Here is a 25675-nt window from a genome sequence, read left to right as displayed (position 1 = left end):
TGTCTTTTTCAACTATCAAAGCCCTTTATCTTACTTTTATATTCTACTGCTACAATTATGATTTATGCCACATAACGCAAGAAAGGTTTGAATGAGCCAAGCTATTGTTCGCATGGAAAATGTCAATAAATATTATGGCGATTTTCATGTTCTTAAAAATATTAATTTTTCCGTTACAGAAGGTGAAATTGTTGTGATTTGCGGACCTAGCGGTAGCGGTAAATCAACGCTTATTCGCTGTATAAACAAACTTGAAGAGATTGATAATGGCGAGATCGTCATTGACGGATTTGATCTCTATGCAAAAAAAGTTAACATTAACCAAGTTCGTGCCGAAACTGGCATGGTTTTCCAACACTTCAATCTTTTCCCCCATTTAACGATTTTAGAAAATATTACTATCGCACAACGCAAGGTCAAAGGTATTAGCAAACATGATGCCAATGAAGCAGCTCTTAAACTTCTAGAACGCGTAGGCTTAGTACATAAAGCTGAGGGCTATCCCAATGAGCTTAGTGGTGGTCAAAAACAACGTGTAGCTATTGCTAGAACACTTGCTATGAAACCTAAAATTATTTTATTTGATGAACCAACCTCTGCCCTTGATCCTGAGATGATTGGTGGTGTTTTGGATGTTATGCGTGAACTTGCACATGAAAATTTTACGATTGTGTGTGTGACCCATGAAATGGGCTTTGCCAAAGAAGTTTGCGATCGTATTGTCTTTATGGATGAGGGAGTCATTATTGAAGAGGCCACGCCTGAAGCTTTCTTTGCCAATCCAAAAACGGAACGCGCACAGAAATTTTTACAAGAAATATTAACACATTAAAAAACAAACCCTTAAGGAGAGTAGCGATGAAAAAAATTTTAGTAGCATTACTTGTAATGCTTGGCATTAATGCCATGGCTGATGATATCAACCTATGGCAAAAATCAACCCTCAACAGTATCATTCAAAAAGGAGTCTTAACCGTTGGTTTAGAGCCAGGATATATGCCTTTTGAGATGAAAGACAAACAAGGTAACATCATCGGATTTGATGTTGATATGGCAAATGAAATGGCAAAAGCTATGGGTGTTAAGCTTCAACTCGTTCCAACCGCATGGGATGGTATCATTGCAGGTCTTTTAACCGGTAAATATGACATTATTATGTCTGGTATGACGATTACCCAAGAGAGAAACCTCAAAATCAACTTTGCGAATCCTTACATCAGCGTTGGTCAAACCATTCTTGCATCTAAAAAACATGCAGGTAAAAAATGGAGTGATTTAGATAAACCAGAATATACAATCGTTACTAAAATTGGTGTAACTGGCGAAATTGCAACGCGTAAAATGTTCAAAAAAGCTAAAATTAGAACCTTTGAAACCGAGGCTGATGCGGCACAAGAAGTCCTTAATGGCAATGCAGACGGAATGGTTTATGACAAACCTTACAATGCGATCTTCTTTGCTGAAAAAGGTGCTACTGGTAAACTTGTTCACTTAGATGAAGAGCTTACATACGAACCTCTTGGTTTTGCTATCAGAAAAGGCGATCCTGATTTCCTTAACTGGCTTAATAACTTCTTGAATCAAACACAACATGACGGTACCTACAAAAAAATCTATGACAGATGGTTCACAGATACCGCTTGGCAAAAAAAGGTAATGTAAACAGTGGCAAAAGGAAAACAAAATCTTTTGCACAATAAAGCATTCGGTCACGTAGTGGCCGTTGCTTTTTATGTTGCCATTGGGTATTTACTCTTTGTCGCTGCGTCCAATATGAACTATATTTGGAAATGGACCAGTGTTCCTAAATACTTCGCATATGAAAAAACGGATACCATAGCCGCCCCACTCGATGGAACGATAAAAATCAATGGGACATCTTTAATCATTCAAGGACGAGATGACAGTAAAGAGATAGCAATAGAAAATGGTTATTCTATTAACGTTAAAGACGGTGATAGCGTTTATGAACGCGACACACTTGCTAAAAAAACATCAATGCAGATAGGACCTTTACTTGAAGGCTTAATTGTCACGCTTGAAGTCTCAGGACTTGCTGCAATTTTAGCATTTTCGATAGGTGCACTCCTTGCCTTTATGCGTATCTCAAATTATCAATTTTTCAAAGATATAGCAACGGTTTATATTGCTATTATCCGAGGGACTCCACTTCTTGTTCAAATCTTTATCTTCTATTTTATTATCGCTACCATATTTGAACTTGAACGCTTTTTAGCTGGTGCCATTTCTTTAGGACTTTTCTTTGGAGCTTATATAGCAGAAGTATTGCGTGGTGCTATTCAGTCTATTGACAAAGGGCAGTACGAAGCCGCTAAATCACTTGGAATGAACTATACACAAACCATGCTTTATATTATCATGCCTCAAGCGCTCAAACGTGCACTTCCAACGTTAGTGGGAGAAATGATAGCGCTTGTGAAAGACTCTTCATTGGTTTCTGTTATTTCTATTACCGATCTTACCAAAGTAGGACGAGAAATCGTTGCTAACACCTTTTCACCATTTGAGACGTGGCTGATTATTGCTGCCGTTTATTTTGCAATTACCTTTTCACTCTCAGTACTCGGACATAAAATCGAAATGAAAATGAAAAAACAAGGTGGTATGTAAGCTTTAAAGCTTGTATGCCATCGCCATTATTACACCAAATAATCTTTTAACTCACTATTAAGATCTTCGAGAATTTCATGCTCCCTCAACGTTATATAACGTAAAATCTTTTCACTCATAATACGATCTGGAAAAATACGCATACAATATCTATAGGAGTCTTTGTATTCAATAATATTGATAACTTCGCCTTGTACCTCAATTTTCCTATCTCCATCTGTTGAAACGGAAGCACTATTTAATTCAAAGGCTATTAAAACTTTTGCACCAATAAACATGCCATTATTTTCATTACTTACAACACCTAAACCACTCATAGAAAGATCATATAAACCGACCACTGGTTTGAAGGTTACCAAATTGGTGTAGAAAAACTTTAGCAATGATATCTGTCAAACGAACTGCTAAACTGGTCAGTAGAAAATGTAATTTGAGAGTTGCATTTTTATTTAAAACCTTAAAGAACCAAGTTAAATTGGTTAAACTCCATTTTCAAAATTTTTGGAAAGGAGTTGAGTGTTAAAAAAAGGTGAAATTAAAATGATAAAGAAGTTTTTAGCTGAAGGTTTTAGTAAAAGTGCCATTGCTAGAAAGTTAGGTATTTCAAGAGAAACTGTAAGGCGCTATGCCAATCTTCCAGATGATTATATTCCCCATATCAATAGACCTCCTGTGATTAACAGTGTTGATCCTTATTTGCCACATATTGCCAAGATGTTAGAGACGGCAGAGCAGCAGAAAAGTGAAATACCATTAACTGTTATTTACGAAGAGATTAAGAAGCTAGGATACGATGGAAGTCTGAGGTGGCTTCAACAAGTCATACTAAGATATGAGCTTAGAGCTCGAGCCAAATTAGATGAGCCTATTATACGCTTTGAAACCAAACCAGCCCAGCAAAATGCAGGTCGACTGGGTAGAGTTTCCCAAGGATAATTTATCCGCCTTTGTGGCGACGATGGGTTACTCTAGGGCATCTTATGTGGAATACGTTAATAATGAGAAGATTGAGACCTTAATAGGGTGCCATATGAACGCTTTTGCCTACTTTGGCGGTGTTTCTAGGAACTGTCTCTATGACAATATGAAAACGGTTATATTGTCGCGCAATGACTATAGCAAAGGTGATCATAGATTCAATCCCTTGTTTGCTGACTTTGCTAAACATTGTGGATTCAGTATCAAAGTATGCAAACCCTATCGTGCTAAGACCAAAGGAAAAGTTGAGAGATTTAACCATTATCTGCGGTATAACTTTCACAATGGATTACGGGGTGCGACTCTCTATGAAACATTACACATTAACGCTTGATAATGCAAATGCGGAAGTTCTAAAATGGTTGGACAATACCGCCAATAAACGCATCCACCAAACGACATTACAGATGCCATTTGAGTTGTTAGCACAGGAGCAGTTACAGCTACTTCCTGTGCCTAAAGCCTATCAAGGAATCCACCCTAAAGCTTTGATTGAAAGTGTAGCTAAAAAATATTCCCCAATCAATTCTCACAAAGACTTGGAAAAATTATATATCCCCAATAGAGACATTCAATGTTACGATGAGTTTATACCCATGGTTGCAAACATCATCCTTCCTGTTGGATTTTATGGTGGTGCATTATGGAGTTAGATACCTCTATCGATGAGTTATGTAAAGAACTCAAGCTCTCTATCATAGGCGAAAAATATCATGATATTGCCAGTATGGCAGCTAAAGAGAATTGGCAATATACACAGTTCTTGGAGGAGGTATTACGAGTGGAAGTAGATAATAGACTAGGAAGGTCTAAAAATATGTTGACCAAACTCGCAGGATTCCCAGTTATTAAGACATTAGAGCAGTTTGATTACACTTTCTCCGTTGGCGTGAACCGTAAACAGATTGAAGAACTCTCAAGCCTAATATTTGTTAAAAAGTATGAGAACATCATCCTCTTAGGTGAAAGTGGTGTGGGTAAAACACATCTTGCTATTGCGCTAGCACTCAAAGCGGTGCAACATCGCTATAAAGTAAGATTTACCACCATAAGTGAGCTTTTAAGTAATGCAAATAGAGCCAAAAAAGAGAAAAAATATGATAGCTTCTTGAAATCTATCGCCTCTCCATCGGTACTTGTCATTGATGAGATTGGATATTTCAATATGAGCAAAGAAGAAGCCAATCACTTTTTTCAAATTATTTCTAAACGCTATGAAAAAAGCTCTACCATTTTTACTTCAAATCTTGTATTTAGTAAATGGGTTCAAGTCTTTGCAGGAGATAAAATCGTTACAACCGCTATATTAGATCGAGTGTTACATCACTCACATATCATCAATATTCAAGGAGATAGCTACCGACTTAAAGAGAAGAAACAAACAGGAGTTTTACACTCAGAAATCTATAAGTTTGAAGCTAAATCTTCAAACATAGAAGGTCAAAATCAAGAGGTGGTTTAAGTTTCAATTCGCAACTTTTTTACACTAAAAACTGACCAGTTCTGCGCTTCGCTTGACAATATCAGGATGTACCCTGATAAACTCTCGTTGAAGGGCTGGCATATTGAGTAAATAAATAAAGTTGGTTAACACCACTGTATTTGTTTGAAAATTACTATAAACAATATCTGCTTTTAGATGTTTATTAAAATAATCATTTTTGACAATAAAGGCTTGACCATCAAGCTTCATTGCAATTTCCTGCAATTGGTCAATTTTAAAAGTGACATTTTCACCTTCAATATCAACTACCGTTGCTTCTGAGCTAACAGGAACACCTTTATAAAGGTTGAGGAAAACAACACTCTGCTTTTCTTGTTTCATTTGATTAAATGTTTCAATAATATTATTGGTTGGAGAGAACATAACATCATTACTAAAGCTCATATCAAATGCTCCAGTAAAATTACATACTTTAGGCGTTACTTCACTTTCTATTAGATTAATAAATCTACTCACACACCCAATTAAAAGCTCAATTTGTGGTGTCATATCATGCATTTTTGTAAAGGTAATATAATTTTCAATCAAATAAAACATGCTTCGATTGATAAGAAACCCTATCATCACACCATCTTGACGCATATGTACAAAAACATCTTCTCTAAGCTCACCAATGTCATAATCACACTTGAAGAGCCCTTGATAGATTGCCAAAGCAACCTCTTTTGCCTCTTCTTTCGTAATTACCTTATCATAACTGATACACAGACAGGTAAAATAGTCTATAAACTTCTCTTCAAACTCTTTTAGAAAAAGTTCTGATGTGGCTAAAAACTTCTCTTTGTCACTTTGAGAAACGACTTCATTTTCCATTGTCATGTCCATGATGATTTTTATTGATTATATCATTTTTTATTCAAGAGATATGCTATATCCAATATGACCTCTGTACCCACATTTTTTTGAGAATTAATACGCATGGCTATTTTAAACTCATCACAATATGCCTTTACAAGACTGAGCCCTATACCATATCCTTCTTTTGTCGTATCCCCCTGATAATAACGATTAAATGCCAAAAAGAGCTCTGCCTCACTCATACCAATACCTTGGTCTTTAATGATAAGCGTATCTTCTTCTTGAAAAATAGAAAGAGGGTTATGATTTTGGTTGTATTTCAAAGCATTATGAACCAAATTAGAAATGACTTTGGCTAGACCATGTTTATCCGCAAAGAGCTCTACATGTAAAACATTATAAAAAATATCCACCCCATTAGCCATCTCTTTTTGTTTTTCAACGACTTTCGTTACGAGTTCATCTAGATAAAATTTCTCTCGAACATCGGATTGAATCTCTTTTTTAATATAATAATCCACCTCTTGATAAAGCGTATACAAGTCTTTACTGGCTAATTCAATGCGTTCTAAGCGCTTGAGCTTTTTAACATCTTGCTCATCAGCTTGGAGCATTTGAAGATTGGCATTGATGACAGAAAGAGGAATGTTAAGCTCATGAAGTGTGTCTTTGAGCAAAATATCGAGAAAACGGTTTGTTTTAAACAAAGATGAAAGGGTATAAGAGACGATGAGATATCCGATGATTAAAGAAGTAACCAACAAAGGTACAATAAACCAAACTTTGCTTTCTTCTAGATATTCCCATAAAGCAATGCCAAAGAGGGCTACAAAACAGATAGCAACACTAAAAGCTAAAACGGAGCGAATAAAAAAAATTCTATCACTACTTCTCAAAACGATACCCAATTCCTCGGATATTTAAAATGCTATCTTTGCCAAAAATCTTTTTCAGATTATTGATGTAAACTCTGATTGATCCTTCATTGATCTCTTCACTACTGCTCCAAAGCCTTTCATGGATCATCTCTTTGGTCACAACTTTACCTCGCTCTTTGACCAACAAATAGAGCAATTCAAAATCTTTGAGATTGATGTCAAGCTCTTCTTGATTGTGAAAAAGACGTTTACGTGCAAGGTTGAGCTTATACTCATCATCAATTTCGAGCCAATCATCCACAATCCCTTTTGCACGTGCTAAAAGTGCTTTAATGCGTAACAAAAGTTCTCCAAGATCAAAAGGCTTTTTAATATAATCATCACCACCTAACATAAAACCTTTTGTAAGGCTATCTTGATCGCTTAAGGACGTCACAAAAATCGCAGGGGTACGATCACCCGATGCACGAAGTTCCTTTAAAAAATCGAACCCACTAAGATCTGGAACTTTAACATCTAACAGATAAAGATCATACTTGTTTTCATAACACTGTTTCAGTGCCTCTTTTCCGCTTGAAACCAAAGTACAAATATAATCATGCCCACCTAAAAAATCTTCCAGTGTTTGAAGAAGCAGTGTGTTGTCTTCTAAAATAAGAATTTTATACGACATGTTTAATACTCCAAGCGAGTGTTTCGTTAGCAAACATAGGGACAACGTCAGCATAACTATGTGTGACGTAAAAGGGTACTTTTTCTAAAATAACCTCTTTATATAGGGGTTTATAGCCATAAATTGTTTGTGCATTGTTACTGACAAACGCTTGTAGTGAAGCTAATGCGTTATGTTTGTCAAATAGTTCTACGAGAGCTTGCAAGGCAATCGGTGCCGTAAAAACACCTGCCGCGCAACCGCAACACTCTTTTTTGTGAATTGGATGCGGCGCAGAATCACTTCCAAACATCACTTTAGGATGTGCTTTAAGGCTTACATGTAAAAGTGCATCGCGATCTTCATAACGCTTGGCGATGGGTTTACAAAAAAGGTGAGGTTGAAGCATTCCACCTGCAACATCATCTAACGTTATCAAGAGGTGATGAAGTGTGATCGTTGCATAAAGGTTTTCATATTTGTCTAAAAGAGCCACACTCTCTTTGGTAGTGATGTGTTCCATAACGATTTTGAGGCGAGGAAAGGCAGAAGCTAAACTTTCATAAATGGAGCCAAACTCTTTTTCACGATCCATTACAAAACCATTTGTTTCACCGTGCACACATAAAACAAGCCCAAGATCGCTCATCGCTTCCAAAACAGGGCGCAATGTCTCAATATCCATGCTTGCCACACCGCCCTCAGAATTGGTTGTAATGCCAGAAGGATAGAGCTTCAACGCTTTTACATGTAAAGCTGCTTTTTCTAAAAATTCACGCGTATAATCCGAACGAAAAAAAAGTGTCATTAAAGGATCAAATACATTGTTGCCAATAGCGCTTATAATGCGCTCTTTATAGGAAAGTACCGCTTCAATGGTCGTAATAGGAGGAACAACATTGGGCATGATGATACCGCCCGCAAAACTGTGTGCACTCAATGGAGCAACCACTTTGAGCATCGTTTCATCACGTAAATGCAAATGCATATCTAAAGGAGAAAAAAGTGTATGTGTCATCCAAAACCTTTTTGATCTTATTCGAAGAAATTTAATTATATCAAAGCATCGCCAAAATGTTATACTTTGAAAAAAGAGAAAAGGCAAGAGAGATGGAATATCGTTACATCGGGAAAAGTGGACTAAGAGTGACACCCATTTGTATGGGTACAATGAGCTTTGGCAGTTGGAGTAATAAGACAGAATCGTTCAAAATACTCGATACTGCGTATGATCGTGGCATTAATTTTTTCGATACGGCTGAACTTTATCCCGTTCCTCCCAAAGAGAGCTATGCTGGAGTCACTGAAGAGATTATCAGTGAATGGCTTGCAACAAAGCCTCGTGAAAGCATCATTTTAGCAACTAAAATTGCTGGAGCAGCAAACGGCTGGTTTGTGCCACCCATTCGTCATGGCTACACAGCAATCGATCGTTTTCATATTCAAAAAGCGGTTGAGGGAAGTTTAAAACGTCTCAAAACAGATTACATCGACCTTTATCAAGTCCACTGGCCTGATGAAATTGTGCCAAAAGAGGAGTCGATGCGAGCCTTTGATGAACTCATTCAATCTGGCAAAGTACGCTACATCGGCACATCCAATGACACAGCCTATGGGCTAACGAAATCAAATACAATCTCTCAATATGAAAAGCTAGCACGTTTTGAATCCATTCAAAACAACTTTTCACTGCTCAATCCTCGCTTCTTAGACGAACTTGCTAATGTCTGCCGCAAAGAGAGCATTTCGCTTCTTCCCTACTCGCCGATGGCAGGGGGCGTTTTGAGTGGAAAATATAACCAAACGTTTATTGATCCTAAAAGCCGTTTTGGAGAATATTTACAAGCAGGGGAGCCTAGACAAAAAGCGATGTATAAACGCTTTGTCAATGATAAATCCTTAACAGCAACAGCCAAATATATTGAGATTGCAAAAAAATACGGTATGAGCCCAGTAACACTTGCCATTGCTTGGAGCATGCACTTTGATTTTGTTGCTTCCACCATCATTGGAGCACGTTATGCGACACAACTTGAAGAGAGCTTTAAAGCCCTAGAGATTAAGCTCAGTCCTGAGGTCTTAAATGAATGTGAAAAGGTTCAAAAAGAGATTTTATACCCAATGGGGTAATTTTACATGTAAAGAAATTAGGGAGCCAAAAGCTCCCTGTACAGCACTGTTCTTAGACTTTTGATTTAATAAATTCTGGATACGCTTCCAGACCACACTCTTCAAGATCAAGCCCTACATATTCGTGTTCTTCATCACTTCTAAGCCCGATAACCTTTTTGATAATCACAAAGGCAATGTATGAGATAGGAAAGGTAAAAAGTCCTGTTAAGGCAATCCCTTTGAGCTGTGTAACCAGTGAAAAATCAGCAAAAAGCGCTACGGCAATCGTTCCCCAAATACCATTGACCAAATGAACAGAAAGAGCTCCTACAGGGTCATCAATTTTGAATTTATCAAAAAGAGGAATCGCAAAAACGACCAATGTTCCGCCAACAGCACCAATGATAATTGGCTCCCAAAGGCCAACTACGTCTGCGCTTGCAGTAATGGCAACAAGTCCTCCCAACGCACCGTTTAGGATCATCGTAATATCAAGCTTTCGATACTGTACATACACAATCATTGCAGCTATAATTGCACCCGCGAGCCCTGCTGTATTAGTATTGACGATAATTAAGCCCACAAGGTCAGCATGTTCAACACTGGAGATATGAAAAGCGCTTCCTCCGTTAAAACCAAACCAACCAATCCAAAGAAGCATACCTCCCAGTGTTACCAGTGGGATGTTGGAAGCAGGAATTGCTCGTATCTGTCCTTCTTTGCTATAACGACCTCGTCTAGCACCTAAAACCAAGATACCCGCCAATAATGCCCAACCTCCCACGGAGTGAATAACAGTACACCCTGCAAGATCATGGACCTCTTTTAAAAATCCTCCACCCCAAATAGCATTTCCAACGATAGGATAGATAAAACCACTCATTAATACTGCAAAAATCATAAAAGGAATAATACGAATTCTCTCACTAACGCCTCCACTCATAATGGAAACCGTTTTACTCACAAATGCCATTTGAAATAAAAAATAGGCATAAGGGCTATACCCATCCGCAATCACACCTTCAAGAAAGAAACCACTTCCTCCAAACATAATGTTATAACCCCAGAGTAAAAAGATAAAAGAGGTTATGGCATAAAGCATGACATTGCCTGTAAGTACCGCAGAGACATTTTTGCTACGTACAAGACCCGCTTCAAGCATTGCAAAGCCTGGTACCATGAAGATAATTAGAACAGAAGAGAAAAGTAAGAAGAAGGTGTCAATAATATAGTGCATATGAGATTGATCCATTACACATAACCTTTGTGTGAAATAAAATGTAACGGATAATTGTACAAGAAAGAGGAAGAGCTTTGTGATTAAAATTTAATCACAAAGCTTAAAGTTTAGATAGCATCTTCGTTTTCTTCAGCTGTCCTAATACGAATAATTCTTTGAATATCGCTCACAAAAATCTTACCATCGCCTATTTTACCGGTCTTTGCGGCTTCTAAAATCGTTGAAATGACTTTGTCTACATTTTCATCAGCAACAACGATATCTAGTTTAATCTTTGGCAAAAAATCTACAACATACTCTGCTCCACGATACAGTTCAGAGTGTCCTTGCTGTCTTCCATAGCCTTTTACTTCATTCACAGTCATGCCTGTGACTTCAATACCTGCCAGTGCGTCTTTAACTTCTTCAAGTTTAAACGGCTTTATAATTGCTTCGATCTTTTTCATAGGGTATCTCCTCTATTGTCTCAAAATTGAGACTATTTTACCTTAAATTATTTTAAATACGCTTTGAGAATTTTTTGTGGTTGCATCGGCATGTCTCTCCCATCAGTTGCAATATTTTCAAGCTTACGAACAACATCCATCCCCTCAACCACTTCGCCAAAAATAGTGTGCCTTCCATTGAGGTGCGGTGTTGGAACAGTTGTGATAAAAAATTGGCTTCCATTCGTATTGCGACCAGCATTAGCCATAGCTAAAATTCCTGGTTTATTAAATACAATATTGGGTTTAAATTCGTCTTCAAATGGTTTTCCATAAATGGATTCACCACCACGTCCTGTTCCCGTAGGATCACCACCTTGAATCATGAAGCCTTTAATAATGCGATGAAAAGTAATACCATTGTAGTATCCTTTTTTCACCAAACCTTCAAAATTTTCACATGCTTTTGGTGCCACCTCTGGCTTCAATGCAAAAACAATCGTGCCTTGTGTTGTTTCGAAAACAACTTCACTCGCTATAAGAGCACTCCACATCCCTAAGAATAAAACTAAAACTACTTTTTTCATCTATTGATCTCCAACAAGCTTGGTATTTCTAAAACGATACATTTAATTTTTCACTTTTTCCAAAATACCCACTTTGATAAGTTGCTGAAACATATGCACAACGGTAGGCTTGCTTACACCGATATTATCAATAATATCTTGGTATGAGCCATTAAAGATTTTATCATCATCCAAATGACTGATGATATATTTTAAAATCTCAATTTTTTTACCCCCTATAAGAGCGGCAAGTCCTTCAATAATAAAAGAACACCCTTGAATCTCTTTACTATGCAATTTAGGGAGCATCGCACTATAAATAGTACTGATTAAATCTTTAACATTAATCGGTTTCATAATAAATCCATCAACTTTAAGCGTAATCGCCTCAATGAGATATTCTGTTTCAGTAAACGCAGTTGTAATGATCGCTGGAATATCACGATGGTACTCATTCTTAAGCTTTTTGAGCATCTCAATACCATTCATCACAGGCATTAAAATATCTGTTACAATAATATCAATATCTTTTTCAAGCGCAATTTTAAGCCCCTCTTCTCCATTGGATGCTATATATACTTCTTTGACAAAATCTTTTAAAATCATCTGCGTTTGTATTTGCACTGATTTTTCATCTTCGACATATAACACCACACAATCTTTTAATCCATTAAAATCCATATTATTTATCCTCCTTTTTATCAAGTGGTACCAAAATGGTTATAATCGCACATTTTTCGTAACGCTTGCCATTACTAAAAACATACGATATATTCGTTCCGATAATACTGCCTCTCATCTGTTTTTCAATAATTTGTTTTGACATGTACAATCCTATACCTGTGCCTGAGGATTTATGTTTGGTCGTAAAATAGGGTTCGAACATTCTATCTTGGACCTCTTCACTAATCCCACCGCCATTATCTATTACACTAATTACTGCGTTATTTGCTTGTTTTGTAATGATGATTTCAATATATTTTTCTTCAATATTTCGCTCTTCTAAAACATCTTTAGCATTAGAAAAAAGATTCATTAGCACTTGTGAAAACTCATTGGGATAACCACTAATCTGTACATCTTGAGTACAATTTAAAAAAATATCAATACCTGATTTTGCATAATATGCTTTTACCAACTTCAGGCTATACTCCACGGTGTCTTTAACACTAAAATGCTCTTCATTTTTATTTGGCTTAAAAAAATTACGAAAATCATCAATGGTATGTGACATCAATGACGCTAATGCAATGCCTTCTTTGACCTGTCTATCGATAAATTCATCGCTTAATTCGATTCCAGCCAAACGTTTCATCTGAAAGCTTTGAATAATAAGTACAATTGCATTAAGCGGTTGACGCCACTGATGTGCAATATTGCCAATCATCTCACCCATTGAAGCAAGCCTTGATTGACGAAACATGATCTGATCTTTTTGGCGACTTTGATCCACTTCATGCTGCACTTTAAGCTCAAGGTTGCGATTAAGCTGTTGCAACTCATAGGTTTTAGCATCTACCATCTTAGCAAGCCTTGCATGAAGTAGACGAATATTTTGTAACAACACAATGGCTAAAAGTGCCGCAAAAGCAATCGTACCAATCGTTGCTACGACAATCCACTCAAATGTATTATCATAAACTTTTTCCGTACGCGCATACCCCTCTTTCGCACTGTCTAAATTCAGATTGATCAAACCTGTCAGATCAATATTGATCGAATAGACACTGGGGTAGAGTTCATTTTGTAATATGTCAATTGCTTTTGGCGATTGTTTTGTTTCAAAATAATTAAACATTTTGAGCAAAATTCCATCAATCGTATGGATTTTTTGTTCAATTTTTGAAATTAAAATATCATCCTCTTTAGTTTTAAAAAATGGTTTATGCCTAGGATCATCCATAAATCCCCATGAGCGCGCTAGTTTGATAAGCCAGTCACTTTCGTCAATACTCAAACTATTTTTATACTCTTGAAGTTCGATTTTAATGAGCTCTTGTGCAAGGGCAATCACTGTTTTACCTTCTTGCGCACTAATCATGCCTTTTTCAATATCTCGAATCGTATCTAACACATTAACGGTATAAATATCTTTGAGGTTTTCAAGCCGAATGGTTGGAAGCATTCGCTTCGTGTATAAAATATCGAAATTATTTTTAATGCGGTTAATACTCATATGCGCAAAACTACCAATAAAAAACATACCCACAACCATAATGAGAAAAAGAAGTGTTGTCTTTTTCGCAATCGTCATCTCATCGATGCTACCCATAAAATCACTCAAAGGATTAGTGTTCATCGTTTTGCCCTACCGAGTAAAAATCATCATCGACATATTCACTTAAATGGACTCGATGTAAACACTTGCAACGCTCATCTCTATTTTTAGAAATGGCCGTTTCGTCTAATGTTTTTGAAAATGTTCCTAACGCCTTAATAAACTCTTCTTTTGTAAACTCTTTTCCTAAACTTTTAAAAACTTCAGCAATCATACGCGCTGCAAAATATCCTTCCAATGAGACATGCCCCAGTTCTTCTTTAGGGTAATATTTATGCATCAACATACGATAATTTTCTACCTCATCCACTTCAGATGTCCACGGAGAAGGTACAACTTGTGCGAAAGTGATCCCTTTACCATTGCCATGCAAAAAATCAATCAGCGGTTTAGGTTCAATAAATGAGAAGAGACCAAATTGAATATTTTGACGGATTTTTTGACTTTTGCGCGCCCGCTTAATAAACTCAGCTGTTGGTGTCGTAGAGCCTATCATCAAAATAACTTCAGGATTGCATAGCTCTATTTCGTACAAAGCATTTCCAACAGAGAGTGTATTACGTTTATAACTTCCCTCTCCTACAAGTACAAGATTACGTTTTGCAAGAGCATTTTTGACACCACTAAGACCCGTTCTTCCATAACTATCATTTTGATAAAAGAGTGCAAAACGTTTATATTTAAGATCATCCGCATAATATTGTACGAGCTTTTCAATTTCATCGAGATCACTGGCTCTGGCATTCAGAACAATGGGATTAGGAGGATTACGTAGAAATTCTGCTCCCGAATACGCACCTACGAAAGGTATCCGCTTTTCAATGGCAATGGGAAAAATAGCCTCAGCTACGGGTGTACCAATAATGCCAAAAAGAGCAAAAATTTTATCTTTTTTAATCAGCTCATCAACATTTTCAATGGCAATTTTTGGTTCATAACGATCATCTTTAGCGATAATTTCTATCTTTCTTCCATAAACACCGCCGTGATCATTTAAGTTTTGAAGATAGATTTCCGCGCCTAGTAAAAATTGATTGCCAACACTTGTAAGCCCACCACTAAAAGGTCCACTCATCCCTAAACGAATCACATTGCCTTCAAATTTTGTATTGGCAAAGAAGTATGGCAACATAAAAAGAGATACAAAAAGAAGAATTCCGATGAGTTTACGCATCTTTGTTTTTAGCTTTCACAATATTTTACAGATATAATATCAACTATTCTTTATAATAATGCTTAATTAGTAAAAAATTATTTACTTAAATAGCTTTTTTGAAAAAATAGGAAAGAGAGTTAAAAAATGAAATGTAAAATTTGCAATTATCCTATAAAATTATGGGAGGACACCCAACTTCAAAAGCGTTATTTCTACTGTTCAAACTGTCACGGTATTTGCCTTGATTCAGCCTATTATCTTACACTGGAAAAAGAGCATAGTCTCTACAACAATCATCGAAATTCGTTAGAAAATGAAGGTTACGTAAAGATGTTCGAGGATTTTTTAGATTTCTTTTGGAATGATCTTACATGTAAAGGAAAAGCCCTTGATTTTGGTTCTGGACCAACACCCGTTCTGAGCCAAATTATGACCAATAGAGGTATTCACGGCGATTATTATGATAAGTTTTACCAGCCTATAAAATGCTTTGAAGATCAAACCTATGATCTCATTACCTCGACGGAAGTTTTTGAGCACTTAGCTAACCCCAATGAAACATTAAAACTTTTAGCTCAACATCTTAAACCTGATGGCATGATTGCATTAATGACACTTTTTCACAGCAATGATAAAGCTCATTTTTTAACATGGTGGTATCGAAGAGATCCAACACATATTATATTCTATACTCCAAAAACACTTGAAATTTTGGCACGACAGTGTGGGTTAGAAGTTGTGAAAACGGATGGTAAGCGAATAGCGATATTGCAAAAAAGGTAGCGATGAGTGTCGCTACCTCCACTTTGAACTTTTAATGCTTATCTATAAGAACGGTAATAACCGCCTTCATAATAGTGATGATGGCGTGGTGGGTCAACATAAATAACCCTCTCTGGTACATAAATAGGTTCTCTGTACACAACCGTTGGTCTGGTTTCATAATATACAGGACTTTCAACATAACGTGTTGGTTGTTGTGATGCATTAATTAAACTACCTAGTAATACAACTGCACCTGCACCAATCAGAGCACCCTGTTCTCGATCGCCCATTGCCTGAGCGCTTGTGATGCCACTGAGGACTAACACAGCTGAGATTAATAGTGTATTTAAGATTTTCATCTGGGACTCCTTTTCTTTATATAGTGAAATCCTAACACAAAATCGTGAAGTATTTGTGAATTTAATCTTTTAAATTTTCACGAGTTTCTAAAAAAACATCTAAATGCTCAAAGAAAATATCAACAAGCCTTGGATCGAACTGTTTTCCTCTCTCTTCTTTAAATAGTGCAAAGATTTTTTCATCTTCCCATGCAGGTTTATAAATTCTTGCACTTCCAAGTGCATCAAAGACATCTGCTAACGCCGTAATACGTCCATAAATATGAATATCTTCGCCACTTTTTTGATCAGGATAACCTTTACCATCATATCTTTCGTGGTGTTCTCTTGCAACGATCGCTGCCATTTTAAGGAGCTGTCTTTGTGAATGTTTGAGCATTTCATAACCTAGCATTGCATGTGTATTCATAATCTCACGCTCATCCTCATCAAATCGTCCGGGCTTATTTAAAACACGATCAGGAATGCCGATTTTCCCTATGTCGTGCATAGGAGAAGCCAATTTTAGCATCTCAGCTTCTTCTTCATCAAGCCCATAATAGAGCGCAAGTATTTTGGTATATTCAGCCACACGTTTGACATGATTTCCTGTCTCTTGAGACCTTGTTTCGCCAATGGAACCCATCGTAAAAAGAACCTCTTTTTGTGTATCTTCGATCTCACGATTAAGTGCATTAACCTCTTCAAGTCCCTCGTCTATTTTTGCCTCAACCTCATCCATTGTCAGCGATACATTATGAGAAACCCTAATGGCAAGTAAAACAATAAAAAGAATGGTCACAGCTCCCACTAAAAGCTGAATCAAACGCATCTGATCAATGAAATTACTAGATAAAGCTGAAATCGTCTCTTCTAAAGCAATGCTCACTTTTTTATTATCATCCAAAACTTCAGACGCTTGATTAATTGCAGTATTCTCAATCACTTTTATCTCTTCTATTTTCATTGCTTTTTCGGCAATAACGCGTACAAGCTCTTTATAATGCAACATAATAGTATGCAATTCATCAGTATCTTTTTGTGTGATATGAATAAGTTTGTCGATGGGTGTCATCCACTTTTGTAGCGTCTCTTCATTACCATGCTGGTACAGCATCTCTTTACTGTAATAGCGAAGATCACTCAGTGCTTTAATCTGCTCGATGTGATTATGGTCTAAAATATGCTCTTTAATTTTCACACGCGCATTATTTTCTTCGGGATAAAGAGCATTGAAGAGATTAACATAGTCTAGTTTTTCACGTTCAAGCTTAAAAATATCGTCGTACAAAAGCTCAAGGCGGTGCTCATTCGCATAAAGATCATTCAGGTATCTTTTGACTGCTTCATCTTTTTGAATATGAGGAATTCCAATGTAACGAATAAAAGAGCCATGGGGTGATGCCGATAACATCGCACGCAAGTCTTCAAAACGCTTTTCATACGTTGAAAATTCTTCATGTAGTTGTTCTAATTTGGTAATTTCTGTGGTTTTGGTACTCTCAAGAATAATCTCATTCATACCCTCTTGCATGATAAGTATAGCTGAAATGCTTTCTCTAAAATTACTATTTCCTTTAATTTGAAACGTGATAATACCACTGATCATTCCCAAAAAAAGTAATAATACTATAATCAAAGCAAAACTCAGTTTCACCTTATTACGAATATTCATACACCATCCTTACTCTCAAAAAAAGCTTATTTTATCACAGTTTTTGTATCCATTTCCAGTAAAAACCAAAAAGGAAAAAAACTGCTCCTAGCCCACAGGTAATCTGCCATAAAGAGATACCAAAATCAAACAGTGCCCCGATAGCGAATGAAACAAATGTACAAGCACCCATAAAAACCATATCATTGTACGCGATGACTCTGCCATAAAATGCCTCATCGGTTTCATATTGCAAAAGTGTGTAGGTGTATGACCACAAAGTCGTTGTAAAAAGTCCACACAAGGAAATGCCTATAAAGCTGAGATAAAAATCATATTGCAGCATACCCCAAACCATAATGCTAACACCTTGTGCTATAAAAAGATAAAAAAGAGTTTGAGGATTAATGTAACGGCTGAGCGCTAACTGTCCTAAAATTTGAGAAAGCGCCCGTGCCGCATTGATAGCTCCCATAACTAGTGAAATGGATAAAATATGTTTGTACGTATGATCTGCCAAGAGGGCAATGAGTGCATCATACGCACTAAAGCCAATACTCGCATGTAAAAAAATAATATGTATAATCTTGGGATGCGTCCGTAAATAAGTAAATCCACTCCAAATCATTGTCTTTACATGTAAAGCGTGTTTGCTTGCAAGAGAGGGGATATCGAGTCCTAAAAGCATGTAAAAACCAATGCAATACAACAGCATATCAGCTATAAAAGCGCTAGTTGTTCCAAAATAGTAAATATAAAAACCTGCTACGGCCATGCCTAAAGCATAAGAAGTTGACCAAATAACAGAATGAATTTCGTTGGCAGTTTTCAAATCATCATCACTCAATAACTTTGGCAATAATGACATCTCAGTTTGAAAATAGATACTCCCTGTTCCCATTCGTATAAGGATTAGCACTAACAGTAACCATAATGCATCTAAGGAGTGAATAAACATTAGCCAAAAAACGGTAAAAATCTCAATGGCTGTTAAAAAAAGCATAAATTTTTTGGTATTGACTTTATCAATAATCGCTCCGCTAAAAGGAGCTAAAAGCATTGATGGCAAAAATGTAAATGCTGCTGCGGTACTCAGTGCCCAAACAGGTGCGTCAAGACTTATCAGTAATGTATAAATGGCCATATGGCTAAACCATGCGCCAAAGTAACAGATGAGCTGAATTACACTCAATCTTCGGAGTGTTGCATTGTTACGTAACAACTCACCATAATGGTTCATATCTTCTCCTAAACTCTTTTAGCCGCCATTGTAGCGCTTTTCGTTGATATATTTAAACTTTGTTTATGATAGAATAAAGTGTTACACTTATAAATCAAGGAGGCACTATTATGAAAATTTCGACACGAATTTTAATCTCTCTTATCCTCTCTCTCCTCATTTTAGGTGCCTGTTTAATTGGTATCTCTTACACCAATACTAAAAACAATGCTGGCATGTTTATAAACGATTACGAAAAGAGTGCCTACTCTTTTTATGAAAATGAACTCAAAACCATTCTGGAAATGATGCAACAGAGTGCTAATGCAATCTATAAAGCAGAAAAAGCCAAAGGGACATCCGATGAAAAAATTAAAGAAACTATTGTAGAACAACTTGATGGACTACGCTTTTTTGATGACAAGAGTGGTTATCTTTTTATCTATGAGCACGACGGAACCAATGTTATGCTTCCAACCAATAAATCACTCCAAGGTAAAAACCTAAGCACGCTCAAAGATCCCAACGGAGTCTTTTTTGTTAAGGAACTCATAGAAACAGCACAAAAAGGCGGTGGTCTCGTTAAATACTTTTTCCCAAAAGTCAAAGATGGCAAAGCGCTTGCGAAGTTCGCGTATTCCGTACCTTTTGAACCTTATAAATGGACAATTGGTACTGGCATTTATGTTGACAATGTAGAAGCAGAGGTAGGAAAACTTAAAACACAAATTGGTGATAATGTTGCCTCTCAAATTCGCTCTTTTCTACTTATTTCTTTAGTGCTGGTGATTCTTAGCATTGTGGCTACTGCTATTATTATTAAAAAAACTATTTCAAATCCACTCAATGATCTGATTAGTAAAGCTGACAACCTCTCCAGTGGTGATGGCGATTTAACACAAAAACTTGAGATAACGGGAAATGATGAAATCGCACAAGCGAGTCATAGTATCAACCGGTTTATCGAAAAAGTGCGTCTCTTAATCAGTGATGCAAAGAACCTCTCTAACGAAAATTCCTCTATTTCTCATGAACTCTCCTCTACGTCTTTAGAAGTAGGAAAAGCTGTTGAGACTTCAATGAACATAGTGGGAAATACAACGACCAAAGCCAATACCTTGAAAGATGAGATGCATATAGGCATGGGCGAAGCCAAGGCGGGGAAAGAAGAACTGCTTAAAGCCAATAGCTATCTTACGGAAGCCAACAGAGCGATACTGGAACTGACCAAAGATATTCAAATGAGTGCCACTATCGAAATTGAACTAGCACACCGCATCCAACAGCTCAGCTCAGATGCAAGCCAAGTGAAAGAGATACTAGTGGTCATTGGGGATATTGCCGACCAAACCAATTTACTTGCACTGAATGCGGCTATTGAGGCTGCACGTGCAGGTGAACAAGGACGTGGCTTTGCCGTTGTTGCCGATGAGGTACGAAAACTTGCGGAACGTACCCAAAAGAGTCTCCAAGAAATCAATGCAACGATTAATGTGATCGTTCAAGCTATTGCTGATAGTAGTGATCAAATGACATCGAATTCTAAAAAAGTAGAATCACTTGCAACCACGGCGAGTGAGGTTGAAGAAAAAATAAACAATATGTTCCATGTCATGGGCAATGCAACAAAAGTTTCAGACAAAACGGCTGAAAACTATCTCAAAACAGGCTCGGACATTGAGTCGATGATTAATAATGTTTCTCAAATCAACGACATCTCTTCTCAAAATGCTAGAAGTGTCGAAGAAATCGCTAGTGCAGCAGAACACTTAAGCCGCATGACGGAAACCTTGAACCTCAAACTCTCTGAGTTTAGAACATGATTGGATGAAATAAATGAACGCAGAATTTTCAATTGTCTCAACAGCTATACTGTTAATGTTTGTGATCGACCCTTTTGGCGCAGTCCCTATTATTCTTTCGATTTTGAAAGATGTTGATATCAAACGAAGAAGAAGGATCATTATCCGTGAAATGATCTTTGGGCTCGCTATCTTAACGCTTTTTCTCTTTGGAGGCGAGCTCTTTTTAAACATCTTTCATCTGGAAACAGAATCAGTACGTATCGCAGGAGCAGTGATTTTTTTTGTGATTGGTATTAAGATGATCTTTCCTGGAGAGGAAGGAAGTAGTGGACTTTATGGCTCATCCAAAGAACCTTTTATGGTGCCCATTGCTATGCCTCTCATTGCAGGACCTTCAACACTGGCAACACTTTTAGTGCTGGGGAAATCTCATGCGGATGCTACAGGAAAACTGTTTGGTGCACTTTTGCTTGCGTGGTTTATCTCTGCGCTGATTATGTACCTCTCGCCACTATTGTATAAACTGCTGCGGGAAAAAGGACTTTCGGCCTTAGAGCGTTTGATGGGAATGCTCCTTTTAATGATGTCGGTACAGATGTTTATCGACGGTATACGAGGGCTTATTCATACCTTTTAGCTTTACATGTAAAAGTTAGATAACATTGCTATCTTTTCGGTAAACAGTCCCCGTGTACGTTGCAATCACACTATCTTTTTCATCGCTTATTCGCACTTCATACGTTGCGACTCTATTTCCAATACTAAGCTCTTTAGCATACGCGTAGAGCTTCCCATTTGGCTTTGCGTGTTGAAACATAATGTTAGCACTGATGGCTAAAGAGAGTTTATTATGAGAATTGGATGCCAGGGCAAACGCATAATCAGCGAGCGAAAACAAAAACCCTCCATGCACAACATTAGCCGCATTAAGATGCTCCGCTTTGATGATAGCACTGACTTTTGCCACACCAACATTAAATTCTTCAATTTGAAAACCTAAAAGCTTTGCAAATCGATCGTTTTCTTCAAAAAATTGTTGTAATGCTTGCATTGAAAACCTTTACATGTAATATAAAAAAATTGTAGCATTTTGTGAAAAAATTTTGAGATAAAAATCTTTACATGTAAAGGATTTGGCTACTTTACCAAATCTTGATATTCATGCTTAAAATGTGCTACTTTAGGCGAGACAACAAACATACAGTACCCTTGATTTGGGTTATTCTTGAAATAGTCTTGATGATAGGCTTCCGCTTTGTAAAACGTTTCTAAAGGTTTTATTTCAGTCACAATGGGTTTCGTAAATTTACTCGAAAATTCTTTGATTGAAGCTTCTGCTTTCTCTTTTTGATTTGCATCGTGATAAAAAATAACTGAGCGATACTGTGTTCCTGCATCATTGCCTTGGCGATTAAGAGAAGTTGGATCGTGAATAAGCCAAAATATTTTGAGTAATGCTTCATAGGAAATAATAGCTGGGTCAAACGTAATTTGTACCACTTCTGCATGTCCTGTTGTACCACGACTGACTTGCTCATAACTTGGGGCGTTAACATCTCCCCCTGCATAACCATTCACCACATCCACAACACCTCGTGTTTCTTCAAAAACAGCCTCTAAGCACCAAAAACATCCACCACCAAGTGTTGCAACTTCAGTTTTCATCAAATTCTCCTTTGCGAAAAAATGCGTATTAAATATTAAAAGAGCCATACTTAAAAAAAATGCTTTTTTCATGTTGAGTCTCCTTTTTTCAATGATTATAACATCCTGATCTAAAACCTTTCTATGCCATTTCGAGTAATATAATTATGTTATAATGGAACAAAAAAATAGGGTGGTGTAATGAAAAGAGAACCCTCACTGCAAATAACACAAAATGAAGATCATTTTAGTGTTGCATTGCAGGGTGTTTGGGTCAAAGAATCGATTCAAAAGCTGGAACTTGCATTAAACACGCTTACATGTAAACCAAAAGCAACTTACACCTTTGATCTCGCAGGGATTAAAGATTTTGATACGTATGGAATTATGCTGATTTTGCATCATGCAAAACAACTTGAAGCACATGACTGTACCGTCGAAAAAATTGGAGCAAGCACTTCTTTGGAAAAGCTTTTAAGCGTCTGTGAGATGCACTATCCCAAAGAAAAAATTCAAGAACCGAAAGAAATTTTTATACTCTCTTACCTTGAGAATGTTGGAAGACTTGCCTTTGAAGGTTATAAAACCCTCGCTACCTTCTTCTCTTTTACAGGTGAACTTGCGCATTTTGTACTTGCCGCATTTCTTAAGCCACAGACGATTCGCCTTAAAGCAATGCTTTATCATGTCGAACAAAGTGGCGCTGGGGCTCTCCCCATTATTTTACTGACCTCTTTTTTAATCGGTATTGTTATTGCCTATCAAGGGGCAACGCAACTGGAAAAATTTGGTGCGAATATTTTTATTGTCGAGATGGTGACTATTTCAGCCGTACGTGAGCTTGCTCCCCTTTTAACGGCCATTGTCATAGCGGGGCGAAGTGCCTCTGCTTATGCTGCACAAATTGGTGTTATGAAAATCACCGATGAAGTGGATGCTATGAGCTCTATGGGATTTTCACCGTGGAATTTTTTAGTTTTACCTCGTCTTTTTGCCCTGATTATCTCCTTACCTCTTTTAGTCTTCTTTGCAGATATTGTCTCTGTTTTTGGCGGTATGGTGATTGCAACCACAAAGCTGGATGTCAGTTTTGTCGAATTTATTGACCGTATCAAAGCAACGGTTGCGCTAAAACATCTGATCATTGGACTTATTAAAGCACCTATTTTTGGATGTATCATTGCAACAATTGGCTGTTTCCGTGGCTTTCAGATTGATAGTAGTACCGAGAGCGTGGGTAAATACACCACTATCAGCGTTGTCAATGCTATCTTTTGGGTTATTGCGATGGATGCGATTATTTCAGTCTTATTGACGGAGCTTGGGTTATGAAAACTCCTGTGATCATCGAAGCCAAAGAGATCGTCACCTCTTTTGGAGACAATGTTATTCATGATGGTGTTAATTTTAAAATCCAAAAAGGAGAGATTTTTGGACTTTTGGGGGGTAGTGGTAGTGGTAAAACAACGCTCCTTCGAGAGATGATTATGCTCCAAAAAGCACATTCCGGAGAGATGATTGTCCTAGGAACGAATGTGCTAACTGCTTCTCAAAAAACAGCTCAAAAATTGAGGCAACGATGGGGTGTTCTTTTTCAATTTGGCGCTCTTTTTACCTCTCTTACGATTTTAGAAAATGTTGCTATTGCCATGAAAGAGTATACGCAGATTCCTGATTGGCTCATTGAAGAAGCTTCATTGATGAAGCTCTCAGTCGTAGGGCTTCCTCCCAAAGTTGCAAACATGTATCCTTCCGAGCTCAGTGGCGGTATGAAAAAACGAGCGGGACTAGCACGTTCCCTCGCGCTTGACCCTAAACTACTTTTTTTAGATGAGCCAACGTCGGGACTTGATCCTCAAAGTGCGAGAGCCTTTGATGAACTCATTGTTACCTTACGCGATACCCTTGGCGTTACCGTTGTGATGGTTACCCATGATAAAGATACGATGGCAAATGTACTGGATCGTTTTATTATTTTAGGCAATAAAAAAGTACAATTTGAAGGCACTATGGAGCTTTTAAAGCAAACGACCGATGAAGAGTTGAAAAAATTTTTAAGTTGAGGCTGAGATGGAAAATAAGTTAAGTTATATTTTAGTAGGCGCATTTATCTTTGTATTGCTTATTGGAGGTGTTTTTTCCATTCTTTGGCTGGGCAATTACTCCGATAAAGGAAACTTCAAATTTTACAAAATAGCCACCAAAGAGTCTGTTTCTGGCTTAAATGAAAAAGCGCCTGTCAAACTTCAAGGTGTACAGATCGGTGAAGTACGAGGCATTACCATCAACCCGTATAATGCTGAAGAAGTTTTAGTGACGGTTCGTGTTCAAGATAATGCTCCTATCAAAGAAGACACCTATGCTGTTATTGAGGCACAAGGAATTACTGGACTTAGTTATATCCAATTGCAAGGGGGAACCAATGATGCAAAAAGCCTCAAAACAAGTAATAAGGATGAAGAATACGGCATCATCTATTCACGCCCATCTACTTTTTCACGACTTGATAAAACGATTACCTCACTCAGTACAAAAGCGGAAATGATTTTTGAGCGAGCTGAGAGTATCATGAGTGAAAAAAACGTCAAAAATCTTGAAATCATTATTGCCAATAGTGCCAAAATAGCTGAGTCAACCAGTAAGACTATGGCAAATATTGAAGCCCAAAATAAAGAGATCAATCTGTTACTCAAAGAAGCGACAAATGCTGCTACGGGCATTAAAAATATGTCATACTCCCTCACTTCTGCGGTTGATAACACAGGAATTGATATGATGAATAATGTACGAGATGCTGCACAAAGCGTTAAAGTCGTCATGGGCGGTTTAAACCAAAAAGTAGAAAAAGGCTCCTTTGATGTTGATATTTTGCTCAAAGAGAATTTAATGCCACTTCAAAAAACACTTCAAGATTTACAAGTGTTGGTTAATGAAACGAAAGATCTTGTCAGTAATCTCAAAGACAGTCCAAGTGATCTTCTCTTTAAAGAAGAGACCATCCAGCCAGCACCTAATGAACGATAAAGGAAATA

Annotated in this window: 30 protein-coding genes; 14 read left to right on the top strand and 16 right to left on the bottom strand. The window is 37.3% G+C overall.

Features of this window, described 5'->3' with window-relative positions:
* The first annotated feature begins 91 nt into the window (after positions 1-91).
* From FA584_RS00710 to FA584_RS00700, 3 genes are read left to right on the top strand one after another with little or no spacing between them, the layout of a single operon-like run.
* A complete protein-coding gene (locus FA584_RS00710) occupies positions 92-832 on the top strand; it encodes an amino acid ABC transporter ATP-binding protein (RefSeq protein ID WP_087437453.1) in 741 nt (246 codons plus the stop codon).
* A gap of 26 nt (positions 833-858) precedes the next feature.
* Positions 859-1662 carry a transporter substrate-binding domain-containing protein gene (locus FA584_RS00705; protein ID WP_167749962.1) on the top strand — a complete coding sequence of 268 codons (804 nt, stop codon included), beginning with the start codon at positions 859-861 and terminating at the stop codon, positions 1660-1662.
* A 3-nt stretch (positions 1663-1665) separates the two neighbouring features.
* Positions 1666-2631, top strand: a complete 966-nt coding sequence (locus FA584_RS00700) for an amino acid ABC transporter permease (protein WP_167749961.1) — start codon at positions 1666-1668, stop codon at positions 2629-2631.
* A 29-nt stretch (positions 2632-2660) separates the two neighbouring features.
* Here the strand turns inward: FA584_RS00700 and FA584_RS00695 are convergent, their stop codons facing one another.
* Positions 2661-2948, bottom strand: coding sequence for a hypothetical protein (locus FA584_RS00695; protein WP_167749960.1), 288 nt, complete (start codon positions 2946-2948; stop codon positions 2661-2663).
* Positions 2949-3147: 199 nt separating this feature from the next.
* Here FA584_RS00695 and FA584_RS00690 point away from each other — a divergent pair, with 199 nt between their 5' ends.
* Genes FA584_RS00690 through istB form a run of 4 tightly spaced genes read left to right on the top strand, consistent with a single transcriptional unit; the run spans position 3148 to position 5071 of the window.
* The gene (locus FA584_RS00690; RefSeq protein ID WP_167749959.1) at positions 3148-3567 is read left to right on the top strand and encodes a helix-turn-helix domain-containing protein; all 420 of its coding nucleotides are present in this window, start codon (positions 3148-3150) and stop codon (positions 3565-3567) included.
* A complete protein-coding gene (locus FA584_RS00685; protein WP_191342067.1) occupies positions 3491-3943 on the top strand; it encodes a DDE-type integrase/transposase/recombinase in 453 nt (150 codons plus the stop codon). The genes FA584_RS00690 and FA584_RS00685 overlap by 77 nt, the downstream gene beginning before the upstream one ends.
* Complete coding sequence (locus FA584_RS00680; protein WP_191342066.1) at positions 3918-4262, top strand: hypothetical protein; 345 nt, start codon at positions 3918-3920, stop codon at positions 4260-4262. Before FA584_RS00685 ends, FA584_RS00680 begins: the two co-directional genes overlap by 26 nt.
* The gene (gene istB, locus FA584_RS00675; protein ID WP_025344704.1) at positions 4253-5071 is read left to right on the top strand and encodes an IS21-like element helper ATPase IstB; all 819 of its coding nucleotides are present in this window, start codon (positions 4253-4255) and stop codon (positions 5069-5071) included. Before FA584_RS00680 ends, istB begins: the two co-directional genes overlap by 10 nt.
* Positions 5072-5095: 24 nt before the next feature.
* Here istB and FA584_RS00670 read toward each other — a convergent pair whose 3' ends face one another.
* From FA584_RS00670 to pyrC, 4 genes are read right to left on the bottom strand one after another with little or no spacing between them, the layout of a single operon-like run.
* Positions 5096-5926 carry a PilZ domain-containing protein gene (locus tag FA584_RS00670; RefSeq protein ID WP_167749957.1) on the bottom strand — a complete coding sequence of 277 codons (831 nt, stop codon included), beginning with the start codon at positions 5924-5926 and terminating at the stop codon, positions 5096-5098.
* Between the two features lie 32 nt (positions 5927-5958).
* Positions 5959-6807, bottom strand: a complete 849-nt coding sequence (locus FA584_RS00665) for a sensor histidine kinase (RefSeq protein WP_167750666.1) — start codon at positions 6805-6807, stop codon at positions 5959-5961.
* Entirely contained in the window at positions 6797-7462 is a 666-nt protein-coding gene (locus tag FA584_RS00660) for a response regulator transcription factor (protein ID WP_167749956.1), read from the bottom strand. The genes FA584_RS00665 and FA584_RS00660 overlap by 11 nt, the downstream gene beginning before the upstream one ends.
* A complete protein-coding gene (gene pyrC / locus FA584_RS00655; protein ID WP_167749955.1) occupies positions 7452-8459 on the bottom strand; it encodes a dihydroorotase in 1008 nt (335 codons plus the stop codon). Before pyrC ends, FA584_RS00660 begins: the two co-directional genes overlap by 11 nt.
* A 92-nt stretch (positions 8460-8551) precedes the next feature.
* On the opposite strand from pyrC, the gene FA584_RS00650 reads away from it, so the two are divergent.
* Positions 8552-9571 carry an aldo/keto reductase gene (locus tag FA584_RS00650; RefSeq protein ID WP_167749954.1) on the top strand — a complete coding sequence of 340 codons (1020 nt, stop codon included), beginning with the start codon at positions 8552-8554 and terminating at the stop codon, positions 9569-9571.
* Positions 9572-9623: 52 nt separating this feature from the next.
* Here the strand turns inward: FA584_RS00650 and FA584_RS00645 are convergent, their stop codons facing one another.
* The 6 genes from FA584_RS00645 to FA584_RS00620 all read right to left on the bottom strand — a co-directional run bounded on the left by FA584_RS00645 (position 9624) and on the right by FA584_RS00620 (position 15236).
* The gene (locus FA584_RS00645) at positions 9624-10805 is read right to left on the bottom strand and encodes an ammonium transporter family protein (RefSeq protein ID WP_167749953.1); all 1182 of its coding nucleotides are present in this window, start codon (positions 10803-10805) and stop codon (positions 9624-9626) included.
* 95 nt (positions 10806-10900) lie between these two features.
* The gene (locus FA584_RS00640; protein ID WP_167749952.1) at positions 10901-11239 is read right to left on the bottom strand and encodes a P-II family nitrogen regulator; all 339 of its coding nucleotides are present in this window, start codon (positions 11237-11239) and stop codon (positions 10901-10903) included.
* A gap of 47 nt (positions 11240-11286) precedes the next feature.
* On the bottom strand, positions 11287-11805 hold the full coding sequence (locus FA584_RS00635) for a peptidylprolyl isomerase (protein WP_167749951.1): 519 nt from the start codon (positions 11803-11805) through the stop codon (positions 11287-11289).
* A gap of 42 nt (positions 11806-11847) precedes the next feature.
* The gene (locus tag FA584_RS00630; RefSeq protein WP_167749950.1) at positions 11848-12465 is read right to left on the bottom strand and encodes a response regulator; all 618 of its coding nucleotides are present in this window, start codon (positions 12463-12465) and stop codon (positions 11848-11850) included.
* A 1-nt stretch (position 12466) separates the two neighbouring features.
* Positions 12467-14083 (bottom strand): sensor histidine kinase, encoded by a 1617-nt coding sequence (locus tag FA584_RS00625; RefSeq protein WP_096045527.1) that lies wholly within the window; start codon positions 14081-14083, stop codon positions 12467-12469.
* A complete protein-coding gene (locus tag FA584_RS00620; protein WP_167749949.1) occupies positions 14073-15236 on the bottom strand; it encodes an ABC transporter substrate-binding protein in 1164 nt (387 codons plus the stop codon). The genes FA584_RS00625 and FA584_RS00620 overlap by 11 nt, the downstream gene beginning before the upstream one ends.
* Positions 15237-15362: 126 nt before the next feature.
* Here FA584_RS00620 and FA584_RS00615 point away from each other — a divergent pair, with 126 nt between their 5' ends.
* The gene (locus FA584_RS00615; protein ID WP_167749948.1) at positions 15363-16001 is read left to right on the top strand and encodes a class I SAM-dependent methyltransferase; all 639 of its coding nucleotides are present in this window, start codon (positions 15363-15365) and stop codon (positions 15999-16001) included.
* A gap of 38 nt (positions 16002-16039) precedes the next feature.
* On the opposite strand, the gene FA584_RS00610 is transcribed toward FA584_RS00615, so the two are convergent.
* From FA584_RS00610 to FA584_RS00600, 3 genes are all read right to left on the bottom strand, one after another.
* Positions 16040-16342 (bottom strand): hypothetical protein, encoded by a 303-nt coding sequence (locus FA584_RS00610; protein WP_096045524.1) that lies wholly within the window; start codon positions 16340-16342, stop codon positions 16040-16042.
* Positions 16343-16403: 61 nt separating this feature from the next.
* Entirely contained in the window at positions 16404-17996 is a 1593-nt protein-coding gene (locus FA584_RS14315) for an HD-GYP domain-containing protein (RefSeq protein ID WP_228448041.1), read from the bottom strand.
* 34 nt (positions 17997-18030) lie between these two features.
* Positions 18031-19215 carry an MFS transporter gene (locus tag FA584_RS00600; RefSeq protein WP_167749947.1) on the bottom strand — a complete coding sequence of 395 codons (1185 nt, stop codon included), beginning with the start codon at positions 19213-19215 and terminating at the stop codon, positions 18031-18033.
* A 110-nt stretch (positions 19216-19325) separates the two neighbouring features.
* Here FA584_RS00600 and FA584_RS00595 point away from each other — a divergent pair, with 110 nt between their 5' ends.
* Together FA584_RS00595 and FA584_RS00590 are read left to right on the top strand one after the other, a co-directional pair.
* Positions 19326-21017, top strand: a complete 1692-nt coding sequence (locus FA584_RS00595; RefSeq protein WP_167749946.1) for a methyl-accepting chemotaxis protein — start codon at positions 19326-19328, stop codon at positions 21015-21017.
* Between the two features lie 13 nt (positions 21018-21030).
* Positions 21031-21636 (top strand): YhgN family NAAT transporter, encoded by a 606-nt coding sequence (locus tag FA584_RS00590; protein WP_167749945.1) that lies wholly within the window; start codon positions 21031-21033, stop codon positions 21634-21636.
* A gap of 15 nt (positions 21637-21651) precedes the next feature.
* Here FA584_RS00590 and FA584_RS00585 read toward each other — a convergent pair whose 3' ends face one another.
* Both FA584_RS00585 and msrA read right to left on the bottom strand, forming a co-directional pair.
* Positions 21652-22050 (bottom strand): PaaI family thioesterase, encoded by a 399-nt coding sequence (locus FA584_RS00585; RefSeq protein ID WP_167749944.1) that lies wholly within the window; start codon positions 22048-22050, stop codon positions 21652-21654.
* A gap of 86 nt (positions 22051-22136) precedes the next feature.
* Positions 22137-22664, bottom strand: a complete 528-nt coding sequence (msrA, locus tag FA584_RS00580; protein WP_191342065.1) for a peptide-methionine (S)-S-oxide reductase MsrA — start codon at positions 22662-22664, stop codon at positions 22137-22139.
* A gap of 180 nt (positions 22665-22844) precedes the next feature.
* On the opposite strand from msrA, the gene FA584_RS00575 reads away from it, so the two are divergent.
* From FA584_RS00575 to FA584_RS00565, 3 genes are read left to right on the top strand one after another with little or no spacing between them, the layout of a single operon-like run.
* Entirely contained in the window at positions 22845-23975 is a 1131-nt protein-coding gene (locus FA584_RS00575; protein WP_167749942.1) for an ABC transporter permease, read from the top strand.
* Between the two features lie 8 nt (positions 23976-23983).
* Positions 23984-24706, top strand: coding sequence for an ABC transporter ATP-binding protein (locus FA584_RS00570; protein WP_228448189.1), 723 nt, complete (start codon positions 23984-23986; stop codon positions 24704-24706).
* Between the two features lie 7 nt (positions 24707-24713).
* Positions 24714-25667: an MlaD family protein gene (locus FA584_RS00565; protein ID WP_167749940.1), complete on the top strand. Its 954-nt coding sequence runs from the start codon at positions 24714-24716 to the stop codon at positions 25665-25667.
* Positions 25668-25675: the final 8 nt, after the last annotated feature.

This window comes from Sulfurospirillum diekertiae, from assembly GCF_011769985.2.
GTDB classification, from domain to species: Bacteria; Campylobacterota; Campylobacteria; order Campylobacterales; family Sulfurospirillaceae; genus Sulfurospirillum; species Sulfurospirillum diekertiae.
Note: the sequence above shows the minus strand (reverse complement) of the source record. Positions and strands in the feature narration are given on the sequence as shown.